Source organism: Phytohabitans houttuyneae, from assembly GCF_011764425.1.
Classification (GTDB): Bacteria; Actinomycetota; Actinomycetes; order Mycobacteriales; family Micromonosporaceae; genus Phytohabitans; species Phytohabitans houttuyneae.
This window is the reverse complement of sequence record NZ_BLPF01000003.1, coordinates 1212180-1233701: the sequence shown is the minus strand read 5'-3', so window position 1 is coordinate 1233701 and position 21522 is coordinate 1212180. Positions and strand designations below refer to the sequence as shown.

Annotated in this window: 23 protein-coding genes and 1 pseudogene; 9 read left to right on the top strand and 15 right to left on the bottom strand. The window is 74.4% G+C overall.

Translation table 11 applies throughout. The annotated features are described in order from the left end of the window. Window position 1: 1 nt before the first annotated feature. Complete coding sequence (locus Phou_RS40565) at window positions 2-157, bottom strand: hypothetical protein (protein ID WP_173067859.1); 156 nt, start codon at window positions 155-157, stop codon at window positions 2-4. Between the two features lie 125 nt (window positions 158-282). Here Phou_RS40565 and Phou_RS40560 point away from each other — a divergent pair. The 3 genes and pseudogenes from Phou_RS40560 to Phou_RS40550 form a co-directional block, all read left to right on the top strand. Further along, a pseudogene (locus Phou_RS40560) lies at window positions 283-663 on the top strand (hypothetical protein); the annotation flags it as partial. Next, window positions 660-2078: a glycosyltransferase family 4 protein gene (locus tag Phou_RS40555; protein WP_173067853.1), complete on the top strand. Its 1419-nt coding sequence runs from the start codon at window positions 660-662 to the stop codon at window positions 2076-2078. The pseudogene Phou_RS40560 and the gene Phou_RS40555, both read left to right, overlap by 4 nt. A gap of 565 nt (window positions 2079-2643) precedes the next feature. After that, a complete protein-coding gene (locus tag Phou_RS40550; protein WP_173067850.1) occupies window positions 2644-3405 on the top strand; it encodes a pectate lyase in 762 nt (253 codons plus the stop codon). Window positions 3406-3450: 45 nt separating this feature from the next. Here Phou_RS40550 and Phou_RS40545 read toward each other — a convergent pair whose 3' ends face one another. The 4 genes from Phou_RS40545 to Phou_RS40530 all read right to left on the bottom strand — a co-directional run bounded on the left by Phou_RS40545 (window position 3451) and on the right by Phou_RS40530 (window position 6998). Then, window positions 3451-4797 carry an APC family permease gene (locus Phou_RS40545; protein ID WP_246274295.1) on the bottom strand — a complete coding sequence of 449 codons (1347 nt, stop codon included), beginning with the start codon at window positions 4795-4797 and terminating at the stop codon, window positions 3451-3453. Window positions 4798-4841: 44 nt separating this feature from the next. Beyond that, window positions 4842-5621 (bottom strand): YaaA family protein, encoded by a 780-nt coding sequence (locus tag Phou_RS40540; RefSeq protein WP_173067844.1) that lies wholly within the window; start codon window positions 5619-5621, stop codon window positions 4842-4844. A gap of 91 nt (window positions 5622-5712) precedes the next feature. Then, a complete protein-coding gene (locus Phou_RS40535) occupies window positions 5713-6144 on the bottom strand; it encodes a hypothetical protein (protein WP_173067841.1) in 432 nt (143 codons plus the stop codon). Beyond that, on the bottom strand, window positions 6141-6998 hold the full coding sequence (locus tag Phou_RS40530) for a hypothetical protein (protein WP_173067838.1): 858 nt from the start codon (window positions 6996-6998) through the stop codon (window positions 6141-6143). The genes Phou_RS40535 and Phou_RS40530 overlap by 4 nt, the downstream gene beginning before the upstream one ends. A gap of 227 nt (window positions 6999-7225) precedes the next feature. Between Phou_RS40530 and Phou_RS40525 the strand changes: the two genes are divergently transcribed. After that, window positions 7226-8035, top strand: a complete 810-nt coding sequence (locus tag Phou_RS40525; RefSeq protein ID WP_173067835.1) for a GNAT family N-acetyltransferase — start codon at window positions 7226-7228, stop codon at window positions 8033-8035. Between the two features lie 4 nt (window positions 8036-8039). Here Phou_RS40525 and Phou_RS40520 read toward each other — a convergent pair whose 3' ends face one another. Further along, window positions 8040-9185, bottom strand: coding sequence for an epoxide hydrolase family protein (locus Phou_RS40520; protein ID WP_173067830.1), 1146 nt, complete (start codon window positions 9183-9185; stop codon window positions 8040-8042). 160 nt (window positions 9186-9345) lie between these two features. After that, a complete protein-coding gene (locus Phou_RS40515; RefSeq protein WP_173067827.1) occupies window positions 9346-9501 on the bottom strand; it encodes a hypothetical protein in 156 nt (51 codons plus the stop codon). 116 nt (window positions 9502-9617) lie between these two features. Between Phou_RS40515 and Phou_RS40510 the strand changes: the two genes are divergently transcribed. After that, entirely contained in the window at window positions 9618-10970 is a 1353-nt protein-coding gene (locus Phou_RS40510; protein ID WP_173067824.1) for a transaminase, read from the top strand. Window positions 10971-10974: 4 nt separating this feature from the next. Here Phou_RS40510 and Phou_RS40505 read toward each other — a convergent pair whose 3' ends face one another. From Phou_RS40505 to Phou_RS40485, 5 genes are all read right to left on the bottom strand, one after another. Next, on the bottom strand, window positions 10975-11724 hold the full coding sequence (locus Phou_RS40505) for a TIGR03089 family protein (RefSeq protein ID WP_246274288.1): 750 nt from the start codon (window positions 11722-11724) through the stop codon (window positions 10975-10977). A 122-nt stretch (window positions 11725-11846) separates the two neighbouring features. Beyond that, window positions 11847-13322, bottom strand: coding sequence for a vWA domain-containing protein (locus tag Phou_RS40500; protein ID WP_173067822.1), 1476 nt, complete (start codon window positions 13320-13322; stop codon window positions 11847-11849). A 178-nt stretch (window positions 13323-13500) separates the two neighbouring features. Further along, window positions 13501-14733 carry an RNA polymerase sigma factor gene (locus tag Phou_RS40495; protein ID WP_173069040.1) on the bottom strand — a complete coding sequence of 411 codons (1233 nt, stop codon included), beginning with the start codon at window positions 14731-14733 and terminating at the stop codon, window positions 13501-13503. 226 nt (window positions 14734-14959) lie between these two features. Next, the gene (locus Phou_RS40490) at window positions 14960-15292 is read right to left on the bottom strand and encodes a YciI family protein (protein ID WP_173067819.1); all 333 of its coding nucleotides are present in this window, start codon (window positions 15290-15292) and stop codon (window positions 14960-14962) included. Between the two features lie 101 nt (window positions 15293-15393). Then, window positions 15394-16335, bottom strand: coding sequence for a GlxA family transcriptional regulator (locus Phou_RS40485; RefSeq protein ID WP_173067816.1), 942 nt, complete (start codon window positions 16333-16335; stop codon window positions 15394-15396). On the opposite strand from Phou_RS40485, the gene Phou_RS40480 reads away from it, so the two are divergent. Then, window positions 16334-17356: a saccharopine dehydrogenase family protein gene (locus Phou_RS40480; protein ID WP_246274284.1), complete on the top strand. Its 1023-nt coding sequence runs from the start codon at window positions 16334-16336 to the stop codon at window positions 17354-17356. The two genes, Phou_RS40485 and Phou_RS40480, sit on opposite strands and share 2 nt — an antisense overlap. A 29-nt stretch (window positions 17357-17385) precedes the next feature. Here Phou_RS40480 and Phou_RS40475 read toward each other — a convergent pair whose 3' ends face one another. The 3 genes from Phou_RS40475 to Phou_RS40465 are packed head-to-tail and all read right to left on the bottom strand — an operon-like array spanning window position 17386 to window position 18304. Next, window positions 17386-17697 carry a DUF3618 domain-containing protein gene (locus Phou_RS40475; protein WP_173067813.1) on the bottom strand — a complete coding sequence of 104 codons (312 nt, stop codon included), beginning with the start codon at window positions 17695-17697 and terminating at the stop codon, window positions 17386-17388. After that, on the bottom strand, window positions 17694-18092 hold the full coding sequence (locus Phou_RS40470; protein ID WP_173067810.1) for a phage holin family protein: 399 nt from the start codon (window positions 18090-18092) through the stop codon (window positions 17694-17696). The genes Phou_RS40475 and Phou_RS40470 overlap by 4 nt, the downstream gene beginning before the upstream one ends. Window positions 18093-18145: 53 nt before the next feature. Beyond that, the gene (locus tag Phou_RS40465; protein ID WP_173067807.1) at window positions 18146-18304 is read right to left on the bottom strand and encodes a hypothetical protein; all 159 of its coding nucleotides are present in this window, start codon (window positions 18302-18304) and stop codon (window positions 18146-18148) included. 277 nt (window positions 18305-18581) lie between these two features. Between Phou_RS40465 and Phou_RS40460 the strand changes: the two genes are divergently transcribed. The 3 genes from Phou_RS40460 to Phou_RS40450 are packed head-to-tail and all read left to right on the top strand — an operon-like array spanning window position 18582 to window position 21515. Next, window positions 18582-19037 carry a hypothetical protein gene (locus Phou_RS40460; RefSeq protein WP_173067804.1) on the top strand — a complete coding sequence of 152 codons (456 nt, stop codon included), beginning with the start codon at window positions 18582-18584 and terminating at the stop codon, window positions 19035-19037. 60 nt (window positions 19038-19097) lie between these two features. Continuing rightward, on the top strand, window positions 19098-20189 hold the full coding sequence (locus Phou_RS40455) for an AI-2E family transporter (RefSeq protein ID WP_173067799.1): 1092 nt from the start codon (window positions 19098-19100) through the stop codon (window positions 20187-20189). 9 nt (window positions 20190-20198) lie between these two features. Next, window positions 20199-21515, top strand: coding sequence for a 6-phospho-beta-glucosidase (locus tag Phou_RS40450; RefSeq protein WP_173067796.1), 1317 nt, complete (start codon window positions 20199-20201; stop codon window positions 21513-21515). Window positions 21516-21522 lie beyond the last annotated feature (7 nt).

The window sequence follows — 21522 nt, the reverse complement described above, 5'->3', positions numbered from 1 at the left end:
GTTACAACTCCTCCTCCGGCCCGTCGGCGTCCTCGGTGAGGTCGTCGACGGGCACGGAGATGTTCTCGGCCGTGTCCTCCAGGTCCTCCAGGCGCCGGTCGGGGACGGTGCCCTCACCGGCGTAGCCGTACGGGTCCGGCTCATGCGCTGTACTCACGGCGCGCGGGGTACCCGTCACGGCCCCCGATATGCATGCTTTCTGGACGTATCGGATGCGCGGCGGTGGGTAGCCATCCCCTCATCGACGATGAGGAGGACTGACGGATGGCTCAGCAGACGGAACGCGACGGCGGGATCCGCACGGGTCCGGACACCTCGCGGTCGCTGCGGTACGCGCAGGAGATCACGTCGACCGACCAGCGGCCCGAACGTCCCGGCCGGAGCCTGGTCACCACCGGGCACGAGGTGATCCGCCAGTGGGCCGAACGCCGCGACGCCGCGCCCGCGACGATCTCCGGCACCGAACACGACGAGCGGGCCGGCGTGCTGACCTTCGACTTCCCGCTGGGCGACAGCGGCGAGCGGCTGTACCAGATCAGCTGGGACGATTGGTTCAGGACGTTCGACGAGCGCCACCTCAACTTCATCTACCAGGAGGAACGCAGCGACGGCCGGCAGAGCAACTTCTTCCGGCTGGAAAGCCCGTGCCGCGAGGACGCGTGAGCGCGGGCGGGCGGCGACCCCGGGTCCTGCTCTACACCGGCGTCGACGCGGTGGGCGGCGCGGAGGTCGCGCTGGGCAACCTGGTCGGTGGGCTCGGCGACACCTATGAGGTACACGTCGCCGGCACCGACGAGACGGTGGTGCGGTGGCTGGCCGCGCACCGACCGGGCCTGGCCCACCACGTGACCGGCGGCGGAGGCGCCCGCGCCCACGCACGGCTGCTGCGCCACGTCCGCCCCGACGTGGTGCAGGCCAACCTGGAGGTACCGTGGGCGTCCCCGACCCTGCTGGCCACGGCACTCGCCCTGCGGCGGCCGCGCGTGGTGGCGGTACACCACATGGCCGCCCGCACGGTCGACCTGCCGCTGCTGCTCCGGACCCGCGCCCTGGCCCTCCGCCTGGACGCCAACGTGGCCGTCAGCGCCGACGGCGCCCGCCGTGTGGAGGACTTCTACGCCCTGGGCCGCGGCTCGCTCCACGTCATCCACAATGGAGTCCCGCTGGGCGGCAACGCTGCCCGCCCACGCTTGTCACCCGCCGCAGGCCGTGCCGGCCAGCCCAACGCCGACGCTCGCTCCATCGTGGACCGTGCTGTGCATCCCGACGCGGACCCTGGCTCTGGCGGGTGGCCTGACGCGGACGCCGGCCCCGTCTTGGGCCGTGGCGGGCAGCCCGACGCCGGCTCGGACGGCTGGCCCGACGCGGACGCCCGCTCCTTCGTGGGCGGTGTCGGGCAGCCCGACGCCGGCTCTGGTGGGTGGCCCGACGCGGACGCCGCCCCGGTCTGGGGCCGTGTCGGGCAGCCCGACGCGGACCCTGCCTCCGGTGGGTGGCCCGACGCGGACGCCGCGTCGGTCGTGGCCTGTGTCGGGCGGCTCGACCCGGTCAAAGGCCAGGATGTGCTCATCGGCGCGCTGCCCCGCCTGCCCGGCGTGCGGGCAAGGCTGATCGGCGCGGGGGCGCAGGAGCCGGCCCTGCGCGCCCAGGCAGCACGGCTCGGCGTCGCCGACCGGGTCGAGCTGACCGGCTGGACCGACCGCGTCGACGAGCACCTGCGCGACGTGGACATCTACGTGCAGCCGTCCCGCTACGAGACCCTCGGCCTGGCCCTCATCGAGGCGATGGGCGCCGGCCTGCCGTGCGTCGCCACCGCCACCGGCGGCGTGCCCGAAGTGCTGGACGGCGGCCGCTGCGGACACCTGGTGCCGACCGGCGACACCGCCGCGCTCGCCGACGCCATCGGCCGGCTGGCGGCCGACCCCGCACGCAGGCGGCGGCTCGGCCGGCAGGCGCGGGAGCGGGCGCTGGCCGCCTTCACGGCGGAACGGATGGCACGGCGCTACGAGTCGCTGTGGGCCGAGGTGCTCGCCGCTCCCCCGGCCAGCCGGCTGCGACCGCACCCGCCGAAGCCGTGACCGCCCGCCGGCAACCCGCAGCGCGGCCGGCGGCACCGGCTCCCGGCGGCGCGCCCGCTCAGACCCCGGACCCGGCGGCTCCGCGCCACCCATCGCCGCCAACCCGACCGGCGACACCGGCGACACCAAGCCCGGGCACCCGGCTCAGCCCAGACCCGGACCCGGCGGCTCCGCGCGATCCGACGCCGCCCACCCGACCAGCGCGACACGGGCCCCGGTCCCGGCGCGCGCCCCTCGGCCCCGGCTGGCGGCATCGTGCTGGTCCAACGCCGGCGGCACCCCGCGACCCCCGGTCCGGGCCGGCCCGTGATCCGGTGCCACCCGGGCGGGCCGGCCCGGTCGCGACCCCGCGCCGCTCCCCCGAAGGTCGGCATTGACGGGCGTCGGCGTCTTGCCCTAGCCTCGCCCGGAGAAAGGAAACCGCTTTCTTCCGGAGGTGTATGGACGAATCGCCCCGGTCGACCCGCGTGGACGGTCATCCTCCGTCCCCGGCTCTCCGCTCGTTGACCTGGGCACTCTTGCGCGTTCCAGACCGGCAAGAGTTCCCGTTGGAAGGTCACGACACATGTCTGTTCGAGCAATCAGCAAATGGCGTGGCGGCATCATCGTCGGGGCGGCCGCGGCCGTGCTCGTCGTCGCCGGCGTCGGCGGCGCGCACCTCGCCGCGGCCGACGCGCCGCCGGCTACCGGCCAGGTGACGCTCACCGCGACCATGGCGGTCAGCGGCACGTTCGACGGCACCAACCGCCGGTTCGTCGGCGGCGGCGACCTCGGTGGCGGCGGTCAGGACGAGGGGCAGGACCCGCTGTTCCGCCTCGCCGACGGCGCCACCCTCGCCAACGTCATCATCGGCGCGCCCGCCGCGGACGGGGTGCACTGCCAGGGCACCTGCACGCTGCGCAACGTCTTCTGGGAGGACGTGGGCGAGGACGCCGCCACGTTCCGGGGCAGCGGGGCGACCGTCGTGGTGGACGGCGGCGGGGCGAGCGGCGCCGAGGACAAGGTGTTCCAGGACAACCGGGGCGCGGGCGGCTCCGTCACGATCCGCGACTTCGAGGTCGAGGACTTCGGCAAGCTGTACCGGTCCTGCGGCAACTGCTCCACCCAGGCCCGCCGCGACGTGGTGCTCAGCAACGTCACCGCGACCGCGCCGGGCGGCGTGCTGGTCGGCATCAACGTCAACTTCGGCGACACCGCGCGGCTGTCCGGCATCACCGTCAACGGCGGCGACATCGGGCTCTGCGACCTGTTCGAGGGCAACGACAGCGGTGACGAGCCGGAGAAGGTCGGTGAGGGTCCGGACGGCGTGAGCTGCGTCGTGTCATAGGGCCACGGGTCCCCGCGGGCCGGCGCGGCCGGCCGGCGGGGGCCGCTACCGGTTCGCGGCGGTGCGCATCAGCAGCCGGTTCACCGCCCACAGGACGACGCCCGCGAGCAGCAGCCACAGCGCGAGCACGTAGATCGACGCCTCGCGGGTGATCGGCAGCAGGAACACCGCGGAGACCAGCGCGCCGAGCACCAGTACCACCGTCGGGGCCCGGAAATGGTCGTGCGCGACCGGATCGCGGCGCAGGACCAACGCGGCGATGTTGACCAGAAGGAAGACCGCGGTCAGCAGCAGCACCGTGGTGTCCGACAGGTCGCCGAGGTCGTCGACGGTGGCCAGCAGCAGGACTGACAGCCCGGTCGTGAACGCGATGGCGACCCACGGCGTGCGCCGCGCGGTCAGGCGGCCGAACACGCCGGGGAGTACGCCGCGGCCGGCCATGCCGTAGAGCAGGCGGGAGGCCATCAGCATGTTGATGAGCATCGTGTTGGAGACCGCGAAGATCGAGACGGCGGAGAAGATCTCGTCGGCGGGCAGGTCGGGCGCGCCGCGGCGGACGACCTCCAGCAGCGGGCCGCTGGACTCGGTGAGCACGTCGAGCGGGACGGTCATCGCGGCGGTGAAGGCGACCAGCAGGTACACGACGGCGGCCAGCAGCAGCCCCGTGATCATGGCGGGCGGGAAGGAGCGGCTCGGTTCCTTCGTCTCCTCGGCCAGGTTGACCGAGTCCTCGAAGCCGAGGAACGCGTAGAAGGCGGTGGCCGCCCCGGCGAGCACGCCGGTCACGACGCCGAAGCCCGAGCCGGCGAACTCGAACGCCTGCGCGGGGTCGCCGTCCCCGCCGGCCAGCACGACCGCGCCGATGCCGATCACGAACAGCAGGCCGGCGAGCTCGACGAGCGTGATGGCGATGTTGACCCGGACCGACTCGGCCACGCCCCACAGGTTGATGGCCGCGACGAGCAGGATCGCCACGACTCCGATGAGGACGGTGGGCGGGGACTCGACCCCGGTGAGGCCGGTGAAGTAGTCGCCGCCGACCCGGCTGGCCGCGAACGTGGCCGAGGTGACGCCGGAGGCCATGATGGCGAACGTGACGAGGAACGTCAGGAACGGCAGGCCGAACGCCCGGTCGGTGTAGAGGGCGCCGCCGGCGGCCTGCGGGTACTTGGTGACAAGTTCGAGGTACGCGAACGCGGTGAGGAACGCGAGCGCGAACGCCACCAGGAACGCCAGCCAGATCGCCCCGCCCACCTCGCCGCCGACGTCGCCGGTCAGCGAGTAGACGCCGGCGCCGAGGACGTCGCCGAGGATGAAGAACGCCAGCATCGGCCGGCTGATCACGCGGCGCAGGCGCTCGTCGTGGCCGGTCCCGGACTCCGTCGTGGTCACATCGCGGCAAATACCCAACGCGGCGGCGCGTGAAGCCGGGAGGATCAGGTCAGCCGCACCGACAGTCCCTTGCCGCCGAACTCCTCGCATACGTATGCGGGCTCCGCCTCCGTGCTCAGCGCCTCGTCGTACCGGTAGCCGATCTCGGCGAACTCCCGGGTCGCGCCCTCCTTGACCCGCCCGGTCACCAGCCACCGCGCGAACGCGCCCCGCGCGATCTTCGCGTGGACGACCACGAACTTGGCCTGGCCGGAGGCCGCGTCGACGGTGAGGAAGCGGGGCGTGACGACCCGCGCGGGGTCGACGTGCGGCACGACGGTCTTGCTGTACTCGTTGGCGGCGAGGTTGACGATCCGCCCCTTGGCCGGCAGCTGCTCGGCGATGGCCTTGCCCCAGAACGTGTAGAGGTTCGCGTACGGCCCGCGCGGGAGGCGGTATCCCATCTCGAGGCGGTACGGGCTGATGCCGTCGAACGGGCGCAGGATGCCGTAGAGGCCGGAGAGGATGCGCAGGTGCCGGTCCGCGTACGTGCGGTCGGCGGCGGCGAACGTGTCGACCTGCAGCCCGCTGTAGATGTCGCCGACGAAGGTGGCGGCGGCGGGCGACTGGCGGTCGGGCTTGGTGCTCCACTCGGCGTGCAGGTCGCGGACCTTCGTCGCGAGGTCGGCGGAGACCTTCATGACGCGGGCCAGCTCGGCCGGCGAGAGGGTCCGCAGGTAGGCGACGAGCTCCTCGGCCCGGTCGAGCAGGGCCGGCCTTCCGGTGGGTGCGGGGCCCGACGTGGGCGGGCGCATCGTCTTGGAGCTGTGCATCAATATGATCATGGTTCTGGCGGTACCTCCGAATCGAGGTCATTATGCCGCCAGGCGGCGCCGGCACCGGCCGGCGGCGGGCGCGCCGGCCGGTGCGGGTCGCTCAGAAGTCGCTGGGCCGGGTGTAGTAGATGGCCCTGCGGTCGTGGTACTCGGACACCGAGTAGATGCGCTGGTCCCAGGTGTCGAAGCTGAGGTCCTCGCAGCCCCTGGCCGCTGACACGTACGCGCCGCTGGTCAGCGAGGTGCCGCTGACCTGGTAGCGCCAAAGCTTGCCGTAGTTGCTCGCGCCGTCGCTCGCGTTCAGGTAGACCGTGCTCCCGCCCACCGACGCGCCACCCTGGATGTGGTCGATCGGCAGGTTGAAGGCGTCGACGGCCCACCCGTTTGCTATCCCGCTCGCCGGGCTGGTGGCCGCTTGACTGCCCAGCTGCCAGCGGGCCAGGCGACCGGGCTGCGAGCGGTCACTCGGGCAGTACTCGCCGGCGAGCAGGTAACGGGCCGCGCGGTCGACGCTCAGGTACGAGAACTTCATCGGGAAGCCGACGCCCTGGCAGTCGGTGGCGTGGCCGGTGCCGTCGCGCCGCCACTCCCCACGGCCGGCCAGACCCACCGGTACCCGTGGCTGTACCAGACGTTGCTGTGCCGCCCGACCTTGGTCTTGTCGCTGATGTTGGTGGGCCGGTTGGTGGGGTTCAGCTGCTCGTTGAGGTCGAAGATCTTGCGGGTGTCGAAGACCCGCATGCCGTACCGGGTGTCGGCCACGTACAGGAAGTTGCCGTACAGGGCGATGCCGCCGGCGTGCATGTGGGTGGCGTGGAAGGACGGGTTGTCGGAGCTGTTGAAGAACGGCTCGACGAGCAGCACGTTGCGGTACCCCACGTGCGGCGTGTAGACGCTGATCCGCACGCCCTTGTCCGCCGCCTCGTCGGTGTTCGGCCCGTCCTGGCAGCCCTGGTTGGGACGCCCCCAGTCGGTGCCCTGCGTGCCGGTGCTGCACCCGTCGTACCAGCTGACCAGGATCTTCGACGCGGACCCGCCGGTGGCGTCGTTTGTCGTCGTGATGCCCTGCGGGATCCACTCCTCGGCGCTGTTGTCGCCGGCGGAGAAGCACAGCGGCGTCGCGTTCGGCGGCAGCGGGTCGGAGCAGCTCGGCTGGATGACGAGGTCGCTGGAGTTGGTGATCTCGCTCAGCGTGTCCGTGCCGATGTCGGTGGCCTCGATCTGGCCGATGACGTTCCGGTAGGTGCCGGTGACGTCGCCCTCGGCGGCCTCGAACCAGCTCAGGTGGTAGTCCTCGGGCGCGGCGAGCGCGGGCCGGGCGACGATCAACGTGCCCGTCACCGCGAGCGCCGCGGCCGCGAGGAACGTGGTCAGGCGTCGGATCATGGGACCTCCCCGTGGGTGTTCCGCAGGACGCCAGGATAGGAACGGGTCCGGGCCCGCGTGTCCGGTGCGGCCGTTCGGGCTTGTTCGGAACCGTTCGCACCCCGCCTGAGCAGCCCGGACAGCGCGCCGTTCTGTCCCGGACAGGGATCGCCTTGCCGGACAGGGGCGGCCGACGCCACGCTCGGGGTTCCCGCTACACGGGGAAGCGGGAAACACGGGGGTACACAGTGGTCAGTGACCTCGATCCGGCCGGTGCGCGGTGCAGCGCCGAGTACGTGCTGTGCCTGCGCCGCCGCCGGGAAGCCGCGGGCCTCACGTACCGCCAGCTCGCGCGGCGGGCGCGGGCGACGCGGGAGTCGCTGCCGCCGAGCACCGTCGCCACCATGCTGCACCGGAACACGCTGCCGAGCCGGGACCTCGTCGCCGCGTACATCCGCGCGTGCGGCGGCGACGACGGCGAGGTGGCCACCTGGCTGGACGCCCGCAGCCGGCTCGCGATGGCGGCGGTGCCGGCGCCCTTTGTGGACGGTTCGCGGGCGGCCGGCGGCGCTCCCGCACGGTCGCGCGGGCCGGTGCGGGAGGCCGACGCCGGAGGGAGCACCGTGGACGGTACCGCGGTCCGCCCGGCCACCGGAGGCGACGTCACGCGGCTGCTCGCGCTGCGGCGGCGGCTGGAGGCGCAGCCGGATCCGGGCGGCCCGGGCTTCCACGTCGTCGCCGATCCGGGTGGGGACGAGCCGCTCGCCGGGTACGCCCGCGTCGAGGTCGACCCGCACTGGCTCACCGGCCGCCTCGTCCTCGGGGTGGACGCGCGGTGGCGGGGGCGTGGGATCGGCACCCGCCTGGCCCGCGCGGCGGTCGACGAGTGCCGCCGGCGCGGGCTGCGACGCGTCGAGCTGACGGCGGCCACGCACCACCAGGCCGCGGTCCGGCTGCTGCTGGCGTGCGGCTTCCAGATCGAGGGGCTGCGCCGTGCGTCGCTCGTCGTCGACGGCCGCGACGTGGACGAGTACTACCTCGGGCTGCTGCTCGCGTAGCCGCCTACCGCAGGTCGCGGAAGAACTCCCGCAGGTCGGCGAGGAGTGCCGCCGGTTCCTCGATGGCGGCGAAGTGCCCGCCGCGGTCGACGTCGGTCCAGCGGGTGATGGTGTTCTCGGCCTCGGCGTAGCGGCGGATCCCCACGTCGTGGGCGAACACGATCGCGCCGGTGGGCACGCCCGAGTTGGTCTTCGGCTCGCCCCATCCGCCGGCGCTCGCGTACCCCACCAGGGCCGCGCTGCCCGCGGTGCCGGTCAGCCACCACAGTGTCGCGTTGGTGAGCAGCCAGTCGCGGTCGACGACGTCCTCGGGCAACGCCTCCCGCGGGTACGTCCACTCGCGGAACTTGTCCATGATCCACGCAAGCTGCCCGGCCGGCGAGTCGGTGAGGCCGTAGGCGAGCGTCTGCGGCCGGGTGGACTGGATGGCGATGTAGCCGTACTCCTCCCGCATGAACGCCTCGGTCCGCCGTACCCGGTCCCGCTCGACCTCGGTCAGCGCGGCCATCTCCTCCTCGGAGAGCGGGACCGGCGGAACCGGTCCGGGCCCGCCGTTGACGTGCACGCCGGCGACCCGCTCCGGCGCGACCCGCCCCAGGTCGGGGCTGACCCCCGCGCCGATGTCGCCGCCGTGCGCGCCGAACCGCTCGTACCCCAGCCGCCGCATCAGCTCGGCCCAGGCCCGCGCGGTCCGCGTGGTGTCCCACCCGGTGTCGGCGGTCGGCCCGGACAGGCCGAAGCCCGGCAGGGACGGGATCACCACGTCGAACGCGTCGGCCGGGTCGCCGCCGTGCGCGCCCGGGTCGGTCAACGGCCCGATCAGGTCCAGGAACTCGAACACCGAGCCCGGCCACCCGTGGGTGAGTACCAGCGGGAGGGCGCGCGGCAGGGGCGAGCGCACGTGCAGGAAGTGGATCCGCTGCCCGTCGATCTCGGTGACGAACTGCGGGTGTGCGTTGAGCTTCGCCTCGGCGGCCCGCCAGTCGTACCCGGTACGCCAGTGCTCGGCGAGGTCGCGCAGCCACGCCACGGGCACGCCGGTGTCCCAGCCGTCACCGGGCAGCGGTACCGGCCACCGGGTGGCGGCGAGCCGCGCGCGCAGGTCGTCGAGGCGCTCTTCCGGGATTTCCACGCGGTATGGAGTGATCATGAAACTCACGCTACGAGCCGGTTAGGTCAGCTTCGGTCCTCGCTGTACCTCGCGTGGCAGGTTTTCGTCAAAGCTGCTGGGCCTTCGCGTACCGGGACGGTGGCAGCCCGACGAGGCCGGCGAAGTCGCGGCCGCGTAGCGCCCGGCCGCGGTCGCCGGCCTAGACGGCGATGAACGCGGCGATCAGGCCGTACTCGATCGCGGTGGCGGCGGTGGCGAGCGCCTGCGCGCCGCCCGACGCGGCGGCGATCAGTGCCGCGCCGGCCAGGGTGGCGGAGGCGACGGCGAAGCGGCGCAGGGTGATCCGTGCGGACATGGGTGCTCCCTCCAGAGTGCCTGCCGACAGGCTAGGAGCCGCCGCGGCCGCTGTCCTGAGTAATCGGGGTGTCCGGTTAGGCTGCCGGTGAAAGCCCAGGTGAGGAGCGTTCTCCGATGATCGACCGCAGCCGACTGGCCGCCCTGCTGGACCGCGAGCGCGCGGCCTACGCCGACCTGCACCCCCGCTCCGCCGCCGCGTACGGGCGGGCCGCGCACCTCTTCGGCCGCGTGCCGATGACGTGGATGAACAAGACCGCGGCCGGCTTTCCGATCCACTTCGAGACCGCCCACGGCGCGCGGGTGACCGATGTGGACGGTCGCGAGTACGTCGACTTCTGCCTGGGCGACACCGGTGCGATGGCCGGTCACGCGCCGGCGCCGGTGGTCGAGGCGGTGACGAGGCGGCTGACCGAGCGGGGCGGGCTGGCCACGATGCTGCCGACCGAGGAGGCGGCCGAGGTGGGCGCGGAGCTGGCCCGCCGCTTCGGGGTTCCACAGTGGAGCTTCGCGCTGACCGCGACGGACGCCAACCGGTGGGCGATCCGGCTGCTGCGGGCGGTGACCGGCCGTCCGCGCGTGCTCGTCAACAGCTACTGCTACCACGGCTCGGTGGACGAGTCGCTGATCGTGGTGGGGCCGGACGGGCGGGCGCGCAGCCGCGAGGGCAACGTCGGCGCGCCCTACGACGTGACGGCGACCAGCCGCGTCGCCGAGTACAACGACCTCGACGGGCTGGAGCGCGAGCTCGCGCACGGCGACGTCGCCGCGGTGCTGATGGAGCCGGCGCTGACGAACATCGGCATCGTGCTGCCCGAGCCCGGCTACCTCGCCGGCGTGCGGGAGCTGACCCGGCGGCACGGCACGTACCTGGTCAACGACGAGACGCACACGTTCTCCGCGGGGCCGGGCGGCGCGACCGCGGCGTGGGGCCTCGCGCCCGACGTGGTGACGATCGGCAAGGCGATCGGCGGCGGGATCCCGATCGGGGCGTACGGCCTCACCGAGGCGCTCGCCGGCGCGCTGAGTGACCGCTCAGACCTCGACCTCGTCGACATGGGCGGGGTGGGCGGCACGCTCGCCGGCAACCCGCTCTCGCTGGCCGCGGCCCGCGCGACGCTCGGCGAGGTGCTGACCGACGCGGCGTTCGCCGGGATGGTCGAGGTGGCGACCGCGTTCGCGACCGGCGCCCGGAAGATCATCGAGGGGTACGGGCTGCCGTGGTCGGTCAGCCAGCTCGGCGCGCGCGTGGAGTACCGCTTCGCCTCTCCCGCGCCGCGCACCGGCGGCGAGTCGGCGGCGTGCGCCGACGGGGAGCTGGAGGACTACCTGCACACCTACCTGGCAAACCGGGGGATCCTGCTCACCCCGTTTCACAACATGGCGCTGGCCTGCCCGCAGACCACGCACGACGACGTGGCCCGGCACCACGAGGTCTTCGCGGCCGCGCTGGGCGAGCTGGTCGGCTGAGGCGTCAGAGCGCGTGCGTGACGCCCTCGGCGGCCGCGCGCCGGTCCATCGCGTCGCGGTCGAGGTTGGCGCAGACAAGGATCGACGCGCCGGCGGCCAGCGGCGCGAGCAGCCAGGTGACCGGCAGCAGGTGCGCGGCCGCGGCGTCGACCATGACGCGGTCGCCGGGCGCCAGGCCGAGCGACCCCGCGATCTCCGCGGCGATCCCGCCCCATTGCTGGTACGTGGTGCCGTCCGGGCTGGCCGCGTCCGTGTACCGCACCGCCTGCTGGGCCGGCAGGTCACCGGGATGGTGGCGGGCCTCGCCGAGAAAGTCGCGGTAGCCCTCGGGCACCTCGTCGAGCGGGGCGGCGTCCGGCCCGAGGTCGTGCACGAAGCGGTGCCGCGCCTCGGGCACGCTCTCCAGCCAGCTGCCGAGGCGCTGCCGGGAGACGAACACCGCGTCGTACGGCTCGTCCTGCCCCGGCCCGACCGCGGGCAGCCCGGCGGTGGCCCACGACCGGTACGACACGGTCACCCCGATCGACCAGGCGCCGAGCAGCACCGCGGCGGTCTGCCAGTGCGGCGGCAGCAGCACGGCCGCGCGATCACCGGCCGCCAGGCCGCAGCCGTCGGCCAGCAGCCCCGCGGTGCGGGCGGCCCACTGCCCCAGCTCGACCGGGGTGAGCGTGGTGCGCTCGCCGGTAGCACCGTCGCAGTAGGTGAGCAGCGCCGCACCGGTGTCGCGGTGAGCGGTGAGCATGTCGAGCCGCATCCGGCCAGCCTAGGCGCCGGCCGCCGCGGCCCGAGGGTTACCCCGGCGGAAGCGGAAACCCGGAAGGGGGTCTGCCCGGACGGCTCCCCGCCAGGCAGCGGCGGGGAGCCGCACACGGTCTGTCAGTCGAGGTCCGCGGCGCGGTCGATCAGCGCGGCGAGGTCGCGTACCGCCGGGTCGCGGGTGTCGTCGCCGGCGCGGCGGGCCACCGGGCCGAGCGCGTCGAGCGGCACCGCACCGCCGCCGCGCAGCGCCTCGGCGAAGAAGCCGGCGGCGTAGCACATCCGCAGCCGGGGGCCGGCCGCGTCGAAGCCGCCGCTCAGGTCGGACACGGTGACCGACTCGTACACCTCCGCCGCGTCCCGCGTGCGCGGGTCGAGCCAGCGGGCCTGCACGCGGGCGACCCGCGCGTCGCGGGCTGACTCGCCGGTCAGCCGCACCTCGTAGAGCGCGGTCACGCTGTGGCCGGGGCCGACCTCGCCGCCGTCGACCCGGTCGTCGCGGAAGTCCTCGTCGGCGAGCACGCGGTTCTCGTAGCCGATCAGCCGGTACGAGCGCACCGCCTCCGGGTCGAACGTGACCTGCACCTTGGCGTCGAGCGCGCGTACCGCGAGGGTGGCGGGCAGCTTGTGGACGAAGACGTCGCGGGCCTGCTCGCGCTCGCTGACGTACACGACGAAGCCGTCGCCGCGGTCGGCGAGCCGTTCCATGAGCGCGTCGCCGTACTCGCTGCCGACCCCGACACCGAGCAGCGCGATCTCCTTGTCCGCCTCCTCGCTCACCCGTTCCAGGATGTCGTCGGCCCGGGTGCTGCCCGTGTTGGCCAGCCCGTCCGACAGCACGATCACCCGGTTGGTGCGGCCGGGCCGGAAGCCTTCGCGCGCCACCTTGTACCCGAGCACCAGCCCGGCCTCGAGGTTGGTGCTGCTGCGGGTGCGCAGCGCGTCGACCGCGCGGTGCAGGGGGCGCGCGTCGGAGACGGGCGTCATCTCCCGGACGACCTCGGCCTCACCGCTGAACGCGACGATCGCCACCGAGTCGGTCGGCCGCAGCTCGTCGACGAGCGTGTGCAGGGCGTCCTGCACGAGGTCGAGGCGCCCCGGCTCGCCCATCGAGCCGGACACGTCGACCACGAACGTCAGCGCGGCGTCCTCGCGCGTCCCGGCGTCCTCGCCCCGGGTGCGCAGCCCCACCCGCATCAGCCGCACGTCGCCCTCGGCTTCGTGAAACCTCGGCAGCCGCGCCCCGTCGACGTGCACCGCGAACCCGTCGCCGCCCGGCTCCGGGTAGTCCTGGTCGAACGCGTTGACGAACTCCTCCGGCCGCACCTGCTCGGCGTCCGGCCGGTGGCCGTCGTTGATGAGCCGGCGGGCGTACCCGTACGACGCGGTGTCCACATCGATCGCGAACGTCGACTGTGGATCGTCCTGCGCCCGCGTCTCGCCGCCCCGCTCCGGGCCGGGAGTGCTCTGCCGGTGCCGGTCCGGCAACGGCTCGGGCGCGGACGAGTCGCTCTGGTCGCCGCCGGACCCGCATCCCGCGGCGGCCAGCAGCGCCGCGAGCCCCACGACCACTGCGAACTGTCGGTACCTGACCATCGTGTCCCTCCCCGTACGGGTGACTGATGGCAATTTGGACAGATCAACAGAGCTGTGGGATCCTGCCGTGGCCAAGCCGAGACCCAAGCGTGAGCCTCGTGACCAGCTCGTATGTAAGACGTGACCGGCCATTGGTTGCGCGTGTGATCAAGAGCCCTGGTCAGTGCACGACGCCGACTTACGCGAGGGCCTCGTCGGCGCGGTCGAGGAGCGCGCGCCGTTCCGGCTCGGCGTGGGTCTGCGCCGCCGCCTCGCGGAAGAGGGCCGCCGCCCGCGCGCGGTCGCCCAGTCGGGCGGTCAGGTCGGCCTCCGCGGCCAGGGCGAGCGGGTACCCGTCGAGCGCACCGCCCGCCCGCGCCTCGGCGAGCAGGGCCAGCCCGGCCCGCGGCCCGTAGGCGTAGCCGTGCGCGACGGCGCGGTTGAGCGCCACGACGGGCGAGGGCGTGAGGGCGGCGAGCGCGTCGTACCAGCCGGCGATGGCGGGCCAGTCCGTCGACTCGACCGAGCGCGCGGTGGCGTGGCCGGCGGCGATGCGGGCCTGCAGCGCGTACGGGCCGTCCTCCCGCACCCGGCCCAGCACGGCGAGCCCTTCGGCGATCGCCGCGTGGTCCCAGCGGCCGCGGTCCTGCCGGTCGAGCGGGACGAGGTCGCCGGCGGCGTCGCGGCGGGCGTGGCGGCGGGAGTCCTGGAGCAGGAAGAGGGCGAGCAGCGCCGGGACCTCCGGCTGCCCGGGCATCAGGCTGTCCAGCAGCCGCGCCAGCCGGATCGCCTCGTCGGCGAACGCGGGCTCGCCGTCGGCGTTGTAACCGCGGGTGAAGAGCAGGTACAGCACGGCGAGGACGCCCGGCAGCCGCTCGGCGAGGGCCGGGCCGGCCGGCACCCGGTACGGGATGCGCGCCTCCGCGATCTTCGTCTTGGCCCGCGTGAGGCGGCGGGTCATGGTCGACTCGGTGACCAGGAACGCGCGGGCGATGTCGGGCGTCGGGATCCCGCAGACGGTGCGCAGGGTCAGCGCCACGCGGGCGTCGAGGGCGAGCGCGGGGTGGCAGCACGTGAAGATGAGCCGGAGCCGGTCGTCCACGACCTCCTCCTCCCCTGTCGCCGGTTCCGCGTCGGTGGGCGCGAGCGCGGCGAGCTCGCGCAGCTTGCGGCGCTCGACGGTCGCGCGGCGCAGCACGTCGGTCGCCCGGTTGCGGGCCACGGTCATCAGCCAGCCGGCCGGGTTGGCGGGCACGCCGCCGGCGGGCCACCGCTGGAGCGCCTGCACGAGCGCCTCCTGCGCGCAGTCCTCGGCGAGCGTCCAGTCGCCGGTGACCCGGATCAGCGTCGCCACGACCTGGGCGTGCGACTCCCGGGCGGCGGCCGCGGCGGCCTCCGCCGCGGCGTGCCCCCCGCCATCCCCGACCGCCACCGGCCGCTCAGCGCCCGCCGCCGCGGACGCACCGCTGCCGAGTCCGTCACCGGCGGCCACCGGGTCGCCGGCACCGTCCGCCGCTGTCTGGGCGCGAGCGGCGGACGCACCGCTGCCGGCCGGAGCCGCGACCGCGACGTCCGGGTCGGCGCCGCGTCCGGGCCGCCCCGCGGCCGGTCCGGACGCGACCGGCCCGCCTGGCTCACCCGCTGGAGCGGCGGGCTCCTCAGCCAAGGTCCGCGAACGGGCGCAGCTCGATCCGCCCGCCCCGCGCCATCGGGTGTGTCCGGGCCACCTCGATAGCCTCGTCCAGGTCGGCGCACTCCAGCAGGTCGTAGCCCACGATCATCTCCTTGGTCTCGGCGAACGGCCCGTCCGAGACCAGCAGCTCGCCGTTGCGCACGCGCACGGTGGTCGCCGCGCTCACCGGGGCCAGCTCGTGCCCGTCGAGGCGGCGGCCCTTGGCGTCGTTCTCCGCCACCCACACCTCGATGTCCGGCTCGGCGCTCCGGTCGGTGTCCGGCTCGGTGTCGGTGCAGACAAGCATCATGTACTTCATCTCAGGACTCCTTCTCATCTGGATCTCACCACCCTGACGAACGGCGCGCGCGGATCCGGACAGCCGGCGCCGAGAAATCCGCACGACTTTCCGGGCGAGCCTCACGCGCGGGCGCGGAACGTGCGGCGGTACGCCTCGGGCGGCACGCCGACCTGCTGGCTGAAGTGGCGGCGCAGCGTCGTCGCGGTGCCCATGCCGGTGCGGGCCGCCACCTGCTCGACGCTCAGGTCGGTGGTCTCCAGCAGCTCCTGCGCCTGGCGTACCCGCTGGTGGTGCAGCCAGCGCAGCGGGCTCTGCCCGGTAATCGCCGTGAAGTGGCGGATCAGGTTGCGCGGGCTCATGCCGGCGCGGCGGGCCAGGTCGCTGACCGTCGTCGGCTGGTCGAGGCGCTCCTGCGCCCACGCGAGGACGCCCGCGAGCACCGGGTCGCGGCCGTGCGCGACGGCGGCCGGGATGTACTGCGCCTGCCCGCCCGGCCGGTGCGGCGGCACGACGAGCGTGCGGGCCAGCGCGTTGGCGACCGCTGTGCCGTGGTCGCGCCGGATCAGGTGCAGGCACAGGTCCATGCCGGCCGCCTTGCCCGCGGAGGTGAGCACGTCGCCCTCGTCGACGTAGAGCACGTCCGGGTCGACGCGCACCGCCGGGTACCGCTCGCGCATCAGGTCGGTGTGCGCCCAGTGGGTGGTGGCCCGGCGGCCGTCGAGCAGGCCGGCCTCCGCCAGCACGAACGCGCCCGTGCACAGCGACGCCACCCGCGCGCCGGCGGCGTGGGCCGCGCGGACGGCGGCGACCAGGGTGGGCGGCGGCGGTTCGGCGGCGTCGCGGCAGGACGGGACGATCACGGTGTCGGCCTCCGCGAGGGCGTCGAGGCCGCGTTGGGGGCCGGCCCGCAGCCAGCCGCCGACTGCCGCGTCCCGGTCGCCGCAGACGGTGAACGTGTACCACGTGGCCGCCAGGTCCCGATCCGCGCCGAACACCTCGCAGGCCGCCGCGAGCTCGTAGAGCGGGGTGCCGTCGGTGACGGCGAGCGCGACCGTGTGCATGTCCGAAACTGTACGGGTGACGTCGTTCACGACGCTCGTGGAGATCGTCACCGCACGCGATGCTGGTCGCGTGAACGCACGCATCGCCGTGCCGGGCGCCACCGGGCGTACCGGCCGCTTCGTCCTCGCCGAGCTCGACCGGCGCGGCCTGACCCCCGTCCCCTGTGCCCGCGACACCGACCTGGACCGCGCTTTCGGCGCGGTGGACGCCGTGATCAACTGTGCCGGCCCGTTCGCCGAGACGGCTGAGCCGGTGCTCGCGGCGGCCATCCGGGCCGGCGTGCCCTACCTCGACGTCACCGCCGAGCTCGAGGTGATCGGCGACACCTTCGCGCGGCACGCGGGCGCGCCGATCCCGGTCGTACCGGCGGTCGCGTTCTTCGGCGGCCTGGGCGACCTGCTCGCCACCGCCGCCCTGGGCGGCGCGACCACGGCGGACCGCATCGTCATCGGGTACGACCTGAGCGACTGGCACCCGACCCACGGCACCCGCGCGACCGGACGGGTCTCCGCGGAGCGCCGGGGTGGCCGGCGGGTCGTGCACACCGGCGGGCGGCTGCGGTACCGCGACGGGGCGGCGCCCCGCACGCAGTTTCCGTTCGCGGGCGGGCGGCGGGCGGTGGTCGGCGAGTTCACGATGGCCGACTCGGCGACGATCCCGACGCACATCGAGGTGCCGGAGATCGAGACGTACATGAACACCGAGGCGGTCGACGACCTGCACGCCGACGACCCGGCCGGTCCGGTGCCGGTGGACGCGAGCGGGCGGTCGGCGCAGACGTTCCATGTGGAGGTGATCGCCCACAGCGGCGGCGTCGCCCGCCGCGCCTCCGCGAGCGGCCGCGACATCTACGCGGTGACGGCACCTCTCGTCGTGGAGGCGGCCGTGCGGCTCCTGGCCGGGGAGGGCGCCAAGCCGGGCGTGGCCTGTGCCGGCGCCCGGTTCGACGCGCGCGAGTTCCTACGCGCGCTCACCCCCGACCACCTGGCCGCCACGATTCCGGACGGGGCGGCCAGGTGAGGGCCTTCTGACGGTCTACGGCGAGCCGCTCAGCGCGACCGGCGCCACCAGCGCTGCTTCGCGCGGGCCCGCCTGCGGCGGACCACCAGCACGGCGCCCACGGCCGCGAGCGCGCCGCCGGCCGCGGCGGCCACCGGGACGGGGCGGCGGCGCACGGTGTCCGTGACCTCCCCCGCACGCTCGCCGACGCGGTCCTTGGCGTCCGCGACGGCTTCCTTGGTACGCGCCTTCACGTCGGCCTTCCCGGCGAGCGCCGAAACGGTGTCGCCCAGGTCCTCACGGGTGCGTTCGATGTCGGCGCGCAGCTCCTCCGGCTCCGCCGACTGTTTCTTGCTGCTCATCGCTTTGCCCTTCCCTTGACCTCGTCGATGTCCGCCCGCACGCTCCGTGCCGCCTCGGCCGGCACCGGCGGGACGCCCCGCTCGACCTGTCGGCGGCCGGCCAGGGCCAGCACGCCGGCCACGGCGAACAGCGCGACCGCCACGATCAGGGCGGACAGCCATGCCGGCAGCCCTTCGGCCAGGCCGAGGACGGCGGCGGCGAGCAGCGCGGCCACGCCGAAGAGGGCGACCACCCCGCCCGCGCCGAGCAGCCCGGCTCCGACGCCGGCCCGCTTGCTCTTGCGGACCATCTCCTCCCGGGCCAGCGCGAGCTCGTCGCGGACCAGGCGGGAGATCTGCTCGGCCGCCTGCCGGACGAGCTCACCGGTACCCGGTTCGCGCGCGGCTTCGGACATCCTGGCTCACTCCTCACCATCGGTGAGGTCACTGTTGCCCGGGGCCATCAGCCTCAAACGTGCCCGTTGACGGCCGCGCTGGCACGGCGCCCGGTCGGGCCTGGCGCCGCGGTGTGGTAGGCGCCCACCGCGGCGCCGAACACGGCACACGGCAGACCAACGAGCGCGATGAAGCAGAGGATCGCGACCGCGTCGGCCAGGGTGACGCCCACCGGGCCGCCGTCGCCGGCGAAGAGCAGGCCCAGCCGGTCTCCCGCAGCCCCCGGTCGGCGAGCCGCACCAGGATCGGGTACAGCGAGCCGGGCGCGATGCCGAGCCCTTTGCACAGGTCGTAGCCATACCGCCAGGCGGTCAGCCAGCGCCAGAACCACCGCGGTGGCCTGCGCCGACGGTCGCCGGACACGAGTCATGCGCTAGCTCTATATAGCTAGAGTTAGCGCGTCAACGCTTCCGTCGCCAAAGCGCCCATCGAGTCGTATCGTCGAATGCGTGGCTGGCTGGAGCGGCTGGGAGCCGTGGCGCACGGAGGCCGACGACGTCTGGCTGGCCGCCCACTCCGGCGACGCGTTCTCCCGCATCCGCCGCGTCTTCCACCCGCTCGCCGGCGGCGCCGACGCGGTCTCCCACTCCGTGCTGGGCGGGCTGCTCGGCGGCCCGCCGCGCAACCCAGACCTCAAGGTCAAGGGCGTCCTGGCCGAGCAGGTGCGGTACGCGGAGCGCCACTACGCGTACACCACGAGCCAGGTCGACCTCGGCGTCTGCCGCCGTTGCGGGCACACGCTCGAGGAGCGCCACCACCTGCTGGTCGTCGACCCGCACGGGTTCCGGCAGCGGGTCGGCACGGCACGCGCCTGCCGCCGCTGCGCCGCCGGTTCGTGGATGTTCACCTCGCACATGCCGGGCGCCCGCCGCCTGGCCGCCTCCCGCGCCAAGATCGCGCTGTAGGCCGAGCCGCCCGCGGCTGACCTGCAGTAGAAACGGCCGAACCCGGGTATCACGCGGGGCATGGCCTCCGCCGACACGCGCACCACGGCCCGCCGCACGCTGATCGTCATCGGGCTGGTGCTGGCGACCGCGCTGCTCGTCATCCTCGTCATGCGCACCGCCCGCGTCCTGGTGTGGATCGCGGTCGCCGGGTTCTTCGCCGTCGCCCTCAACCCCGCCGTCGACTGGACCCAGCGCCGGCTCGCCTGGCGCCGGCGGTGGCTGGCGACGCTGCTGGTCTTCCTCGCCATCGTCCTGCTGATCGGCGGCCTCGTGGCGCTGCTCGTGGTGCCGCTGGTCCGCGAGGGCGCCCAGCTGTACGACCAGCTGCCGCAGCTCGCCGCCGACGTCCGGGCCGGGCGCGGGCCGGTCGGCCGCCTGGCGGAGCGGTTCCACGTGCTGGACTACGTCGAGCGCCACTCCGACCAGATCCGCGAGCACGTGTCCGGGCTCGGCACGCCGGCCCTCGCGTTCGTCACCGGGGCGGCGACGGCCGTGGCGGGCGCCGTGACCGTCTTCGTGCTCGCGTACCTGATGGTGCTCGAGGCACCCAGGATCCGCGAGGGCGTCCTCGGCCTGTTCGCGCCGCACGTGGCCGAGCGGATCGGGCGGGTCGGCGCGGCGTGCGCCCGGACCATCACCGGCTACATCACCGGCAACCTGCTGATCAGCTTCATCTGCGGCACGCTCACGTACGTGGTGCTGCTGATCCTGGGCGTGCCGTTCGCCGGGCTGATCGCGCTCTTCGTCGGCATCGCCGACCTCATCCCGCTCGTCGGCGCGACCCTCGGCGCGGTCGTGGCGATCCTCGCCGGCTTCACCACCTCGGTCACCGCCGGCATCGTCCTGTTGATCTTCTTCGTCGCGTACCAGCAGCTGGAGAACCACCTGCTGCAGCCGCTGATCTTCTCCCGGACGGTCCGGCTGAACCCGCTGACCGTGCTCATCGCGATCCTGCTCGCGGTGGAGCTGGCCGGCATCCTCGGCGCGCTGCTGGCCATCCCGGTCGCCGGCATCGTCCAGATCGTGGCCCGCGAGCTGTGGAGCTCCCGCCGGCCGACCGGCGTGGCGTCCACCCCGTCATCCACTGTGGACGCCGCACCCGACGGATAGGATCACGCGGTGCGGCTGACCATCCTCGGCGGCGGTGGTTTCCGGGTGCCGCTGGTGCACCAGGCCCTGCTCGGCGACCGGCGGCCGGGCCGGGTCACCGACGTCGTCCTGCACGACGTCGCGGCTGACCGGCTGGAGGCGATCCGGCGGGTCCTCGCCGCACAGGCCGAGGGGGTCGCCGACCCGCCCCGGGTCACCGCCACCACCGACCTCGACGCGGCCCTGCGCGGCGCCACGTTCGTCTTCTCCGCGATCCGCGTCGGCGGCATGGCCGGCCGCGCGGCCGACGAGCGGATCGCGTTCGCGCACGGCGTGCTCGGCCAGGAGACGGTCGGCGCGGGCGGCGTCGCGTACGCGCTGCGCACCCTCCCGGTCGCCACCCACATCGCCCGCCGCGTCGCCGCCCTGGCACCCGAGGCGTGGGTCATCAACTTCACCAACCCGGCCGGCGCGGTGACCGAGGCGATGGCGGCGCACCTCGGCGACCGGGTGATCGGCATCTGCGACTCGCCGGTCGGGCTGGGCCGCCGCGTGGTGCGGGCGCTCGGCCTCGATCCGGCCGACGCCCGCCTCGACTACGCCGGCCTCAACCACCTGGGCTGGCTGCGCGGCGTGCACGCGGGAGGCGCCGACCACCTGCCCCGGCTGCTGGCCGACCCGGCGGCGCTCGCCTCGTTCGAGGAGGGGCGGGTCTTCGGCGGCGACTGGCTGCGCGTGCTCGGCGCGGTGCCGAACGAGTACCTGCACTACTACTACTTCACCCGCGAGGCGATGGCCGCCGAGCCGACCCGCGGCGCGCTGCTGGTGGCGCAGCAGGAGCGCTTCTACGGCGGCGACGGCCCGGCGCTGGCCGCCTGGGAGCGGGCCCGCCTGGAGCGCGAGCGGACGTACGGCGCGGACAGCCGGGCCGCCACCGGCGGCGGCGAGCGGGACGCGGCCGACCTCGACGGCGGCGGGTACGAGCACGTGGCGCTCGCGCTCATGCACGCCATCGCGCACGACGAGCGGGCCACGCTGATCCTCAACGTCCGCAACCGCGACACGCTCGGGATCCTCGACGCCGGCGCGGTGGTCGAGGTGCCGTGCGCGGTCGACGCCGCCGGCGCCCGCCCGCTCGCGGTCGCCCCGCTGCCCGGGCACGCCGCCGCGCTGGTCTGCGCGGTCAAGGCGGTGGAGCGGGCGGCGATCGAGGCGGCGGCGACCGGCTCGCGGGACGCGGCGCTGCGCGCGCTCGCGCTGCACCCGCTGGTCGACTCCGTCACCGTCGCGCGGCGGCTGCTCGACGCGTACGCGGGGCACCACCCCGGGCTCGCCTACCTGCGCTGAGCGCCCG

Excerpts from the sequence above, each read along its gene's own strand:
- Phou_RS40500 (WP_173067822.1), bottom strand. The coding sequence starts at position 13,322 with ATGGTCAGGTACCGACAGTTCGCAGTGGTCGTGGGGCTCGCGGCGCTG.
- Phou_RS40535 (WP_173067841.1), bottom strand. The coding sequence starts at position 6,144 with ATGAAGTTCTCGTACCTGAGCGTCGACCGCGCGGCCCGTTACCTGCTC.
- Phou_RS40510 (WP_173067824.1), top strand. The coding sequence starts at position 9,618 with ATGATCGACCGCAGCCGACTGGCCGCCCTGCTGGACCGCGAGCGCGCG.
- Phou_RS40475 (WP_173067813.1), bottom strand. The coding sequence starts at position 17,697 with ATGAGCAGCAAGAAACAGTCGGCGGAGCCGGAGGAGCTGCGCGCCGAC.
- Phou_RS40540 (WP_173067844.1), bottom strand. The coding sequence starts at position 5,621 with ATGATCATATTGATGCACAGCTCCAAGACGATGCGCCCGCCCACGTCG.
- Phou_RS40485 (WP_173067816.1), bottom strand. The coding sequence starts at position 16,335 with ATGCACACGGTCGCGCTCGCCGTCACCGACGGCACCCCGCTCTACGAG.
- Phou_RS40520 (WP_173067830.1), bottom strand. The coding sequence starts at position 9,185 with ATGATCACTCCATACCGCGTGGAAATCCCGGAAGAGCGCCTCGACGAC.
- Phou_RS40515 (WP_173067827.1), bottom strand. The coding sequence starts at position 9,501 with ATGTCCGCACGGATCACCCTGCGCCGCTTCGCCGTCGCCTCCGCCACC.
- Phou_RS40505 (WP_246274288.1), bottom strand. The coding sequence starts at position 11,724 with ATGCGGCTCGACATGCTCACCGCTCACCGCGACACCGGTGCGGCGCTG.
- Phou_RS40480 (WP_246274284.1), top strand. The coding sequence starts at position 16,334 with ATGTCCGAAACTGTACGGGTGACGTCGTTCACGACGCTCGTGGAGATC.
- Phou_RS40530 (WP_173067838.1), bottom strand. The coding sequence starts at position 6,998 with ATGATCCGACGCCTGACCACGTTCCTCGCGGCCGCGGCGCTCGCGGTG.
- Phou_RS40470 (WP_173067810.1), bottom strand. The coding sequence starts at position 18,092 with ATGTCCGAAGCCGCGCGCGAACCGGGTACCGGTGAGCTCGTCCGGCAG.
- Phou_RS40550 (WP_173067850.1), top strand. The coding sequence starts at position 2,644 with ATGTCTGTTCGAGCAATCAGCAAATGGCGTGGCGGCATCATCGTCGGG.
- Phou_RS40455 (WP_173067799.1), top strand. The coding sequence starts at position 19,098 with ATGGCCTCCGCCGACACGCGCACCACGGCCCGCCGCACGCTGATCGTC.
- Phou_RS40490 (WP_173067819.1), bottom strand. The coding sequence starts at position 15,292 with ATGAAGTACATGATGCTTGTCTGCACCGACACCGAGCCGGACACCGAC.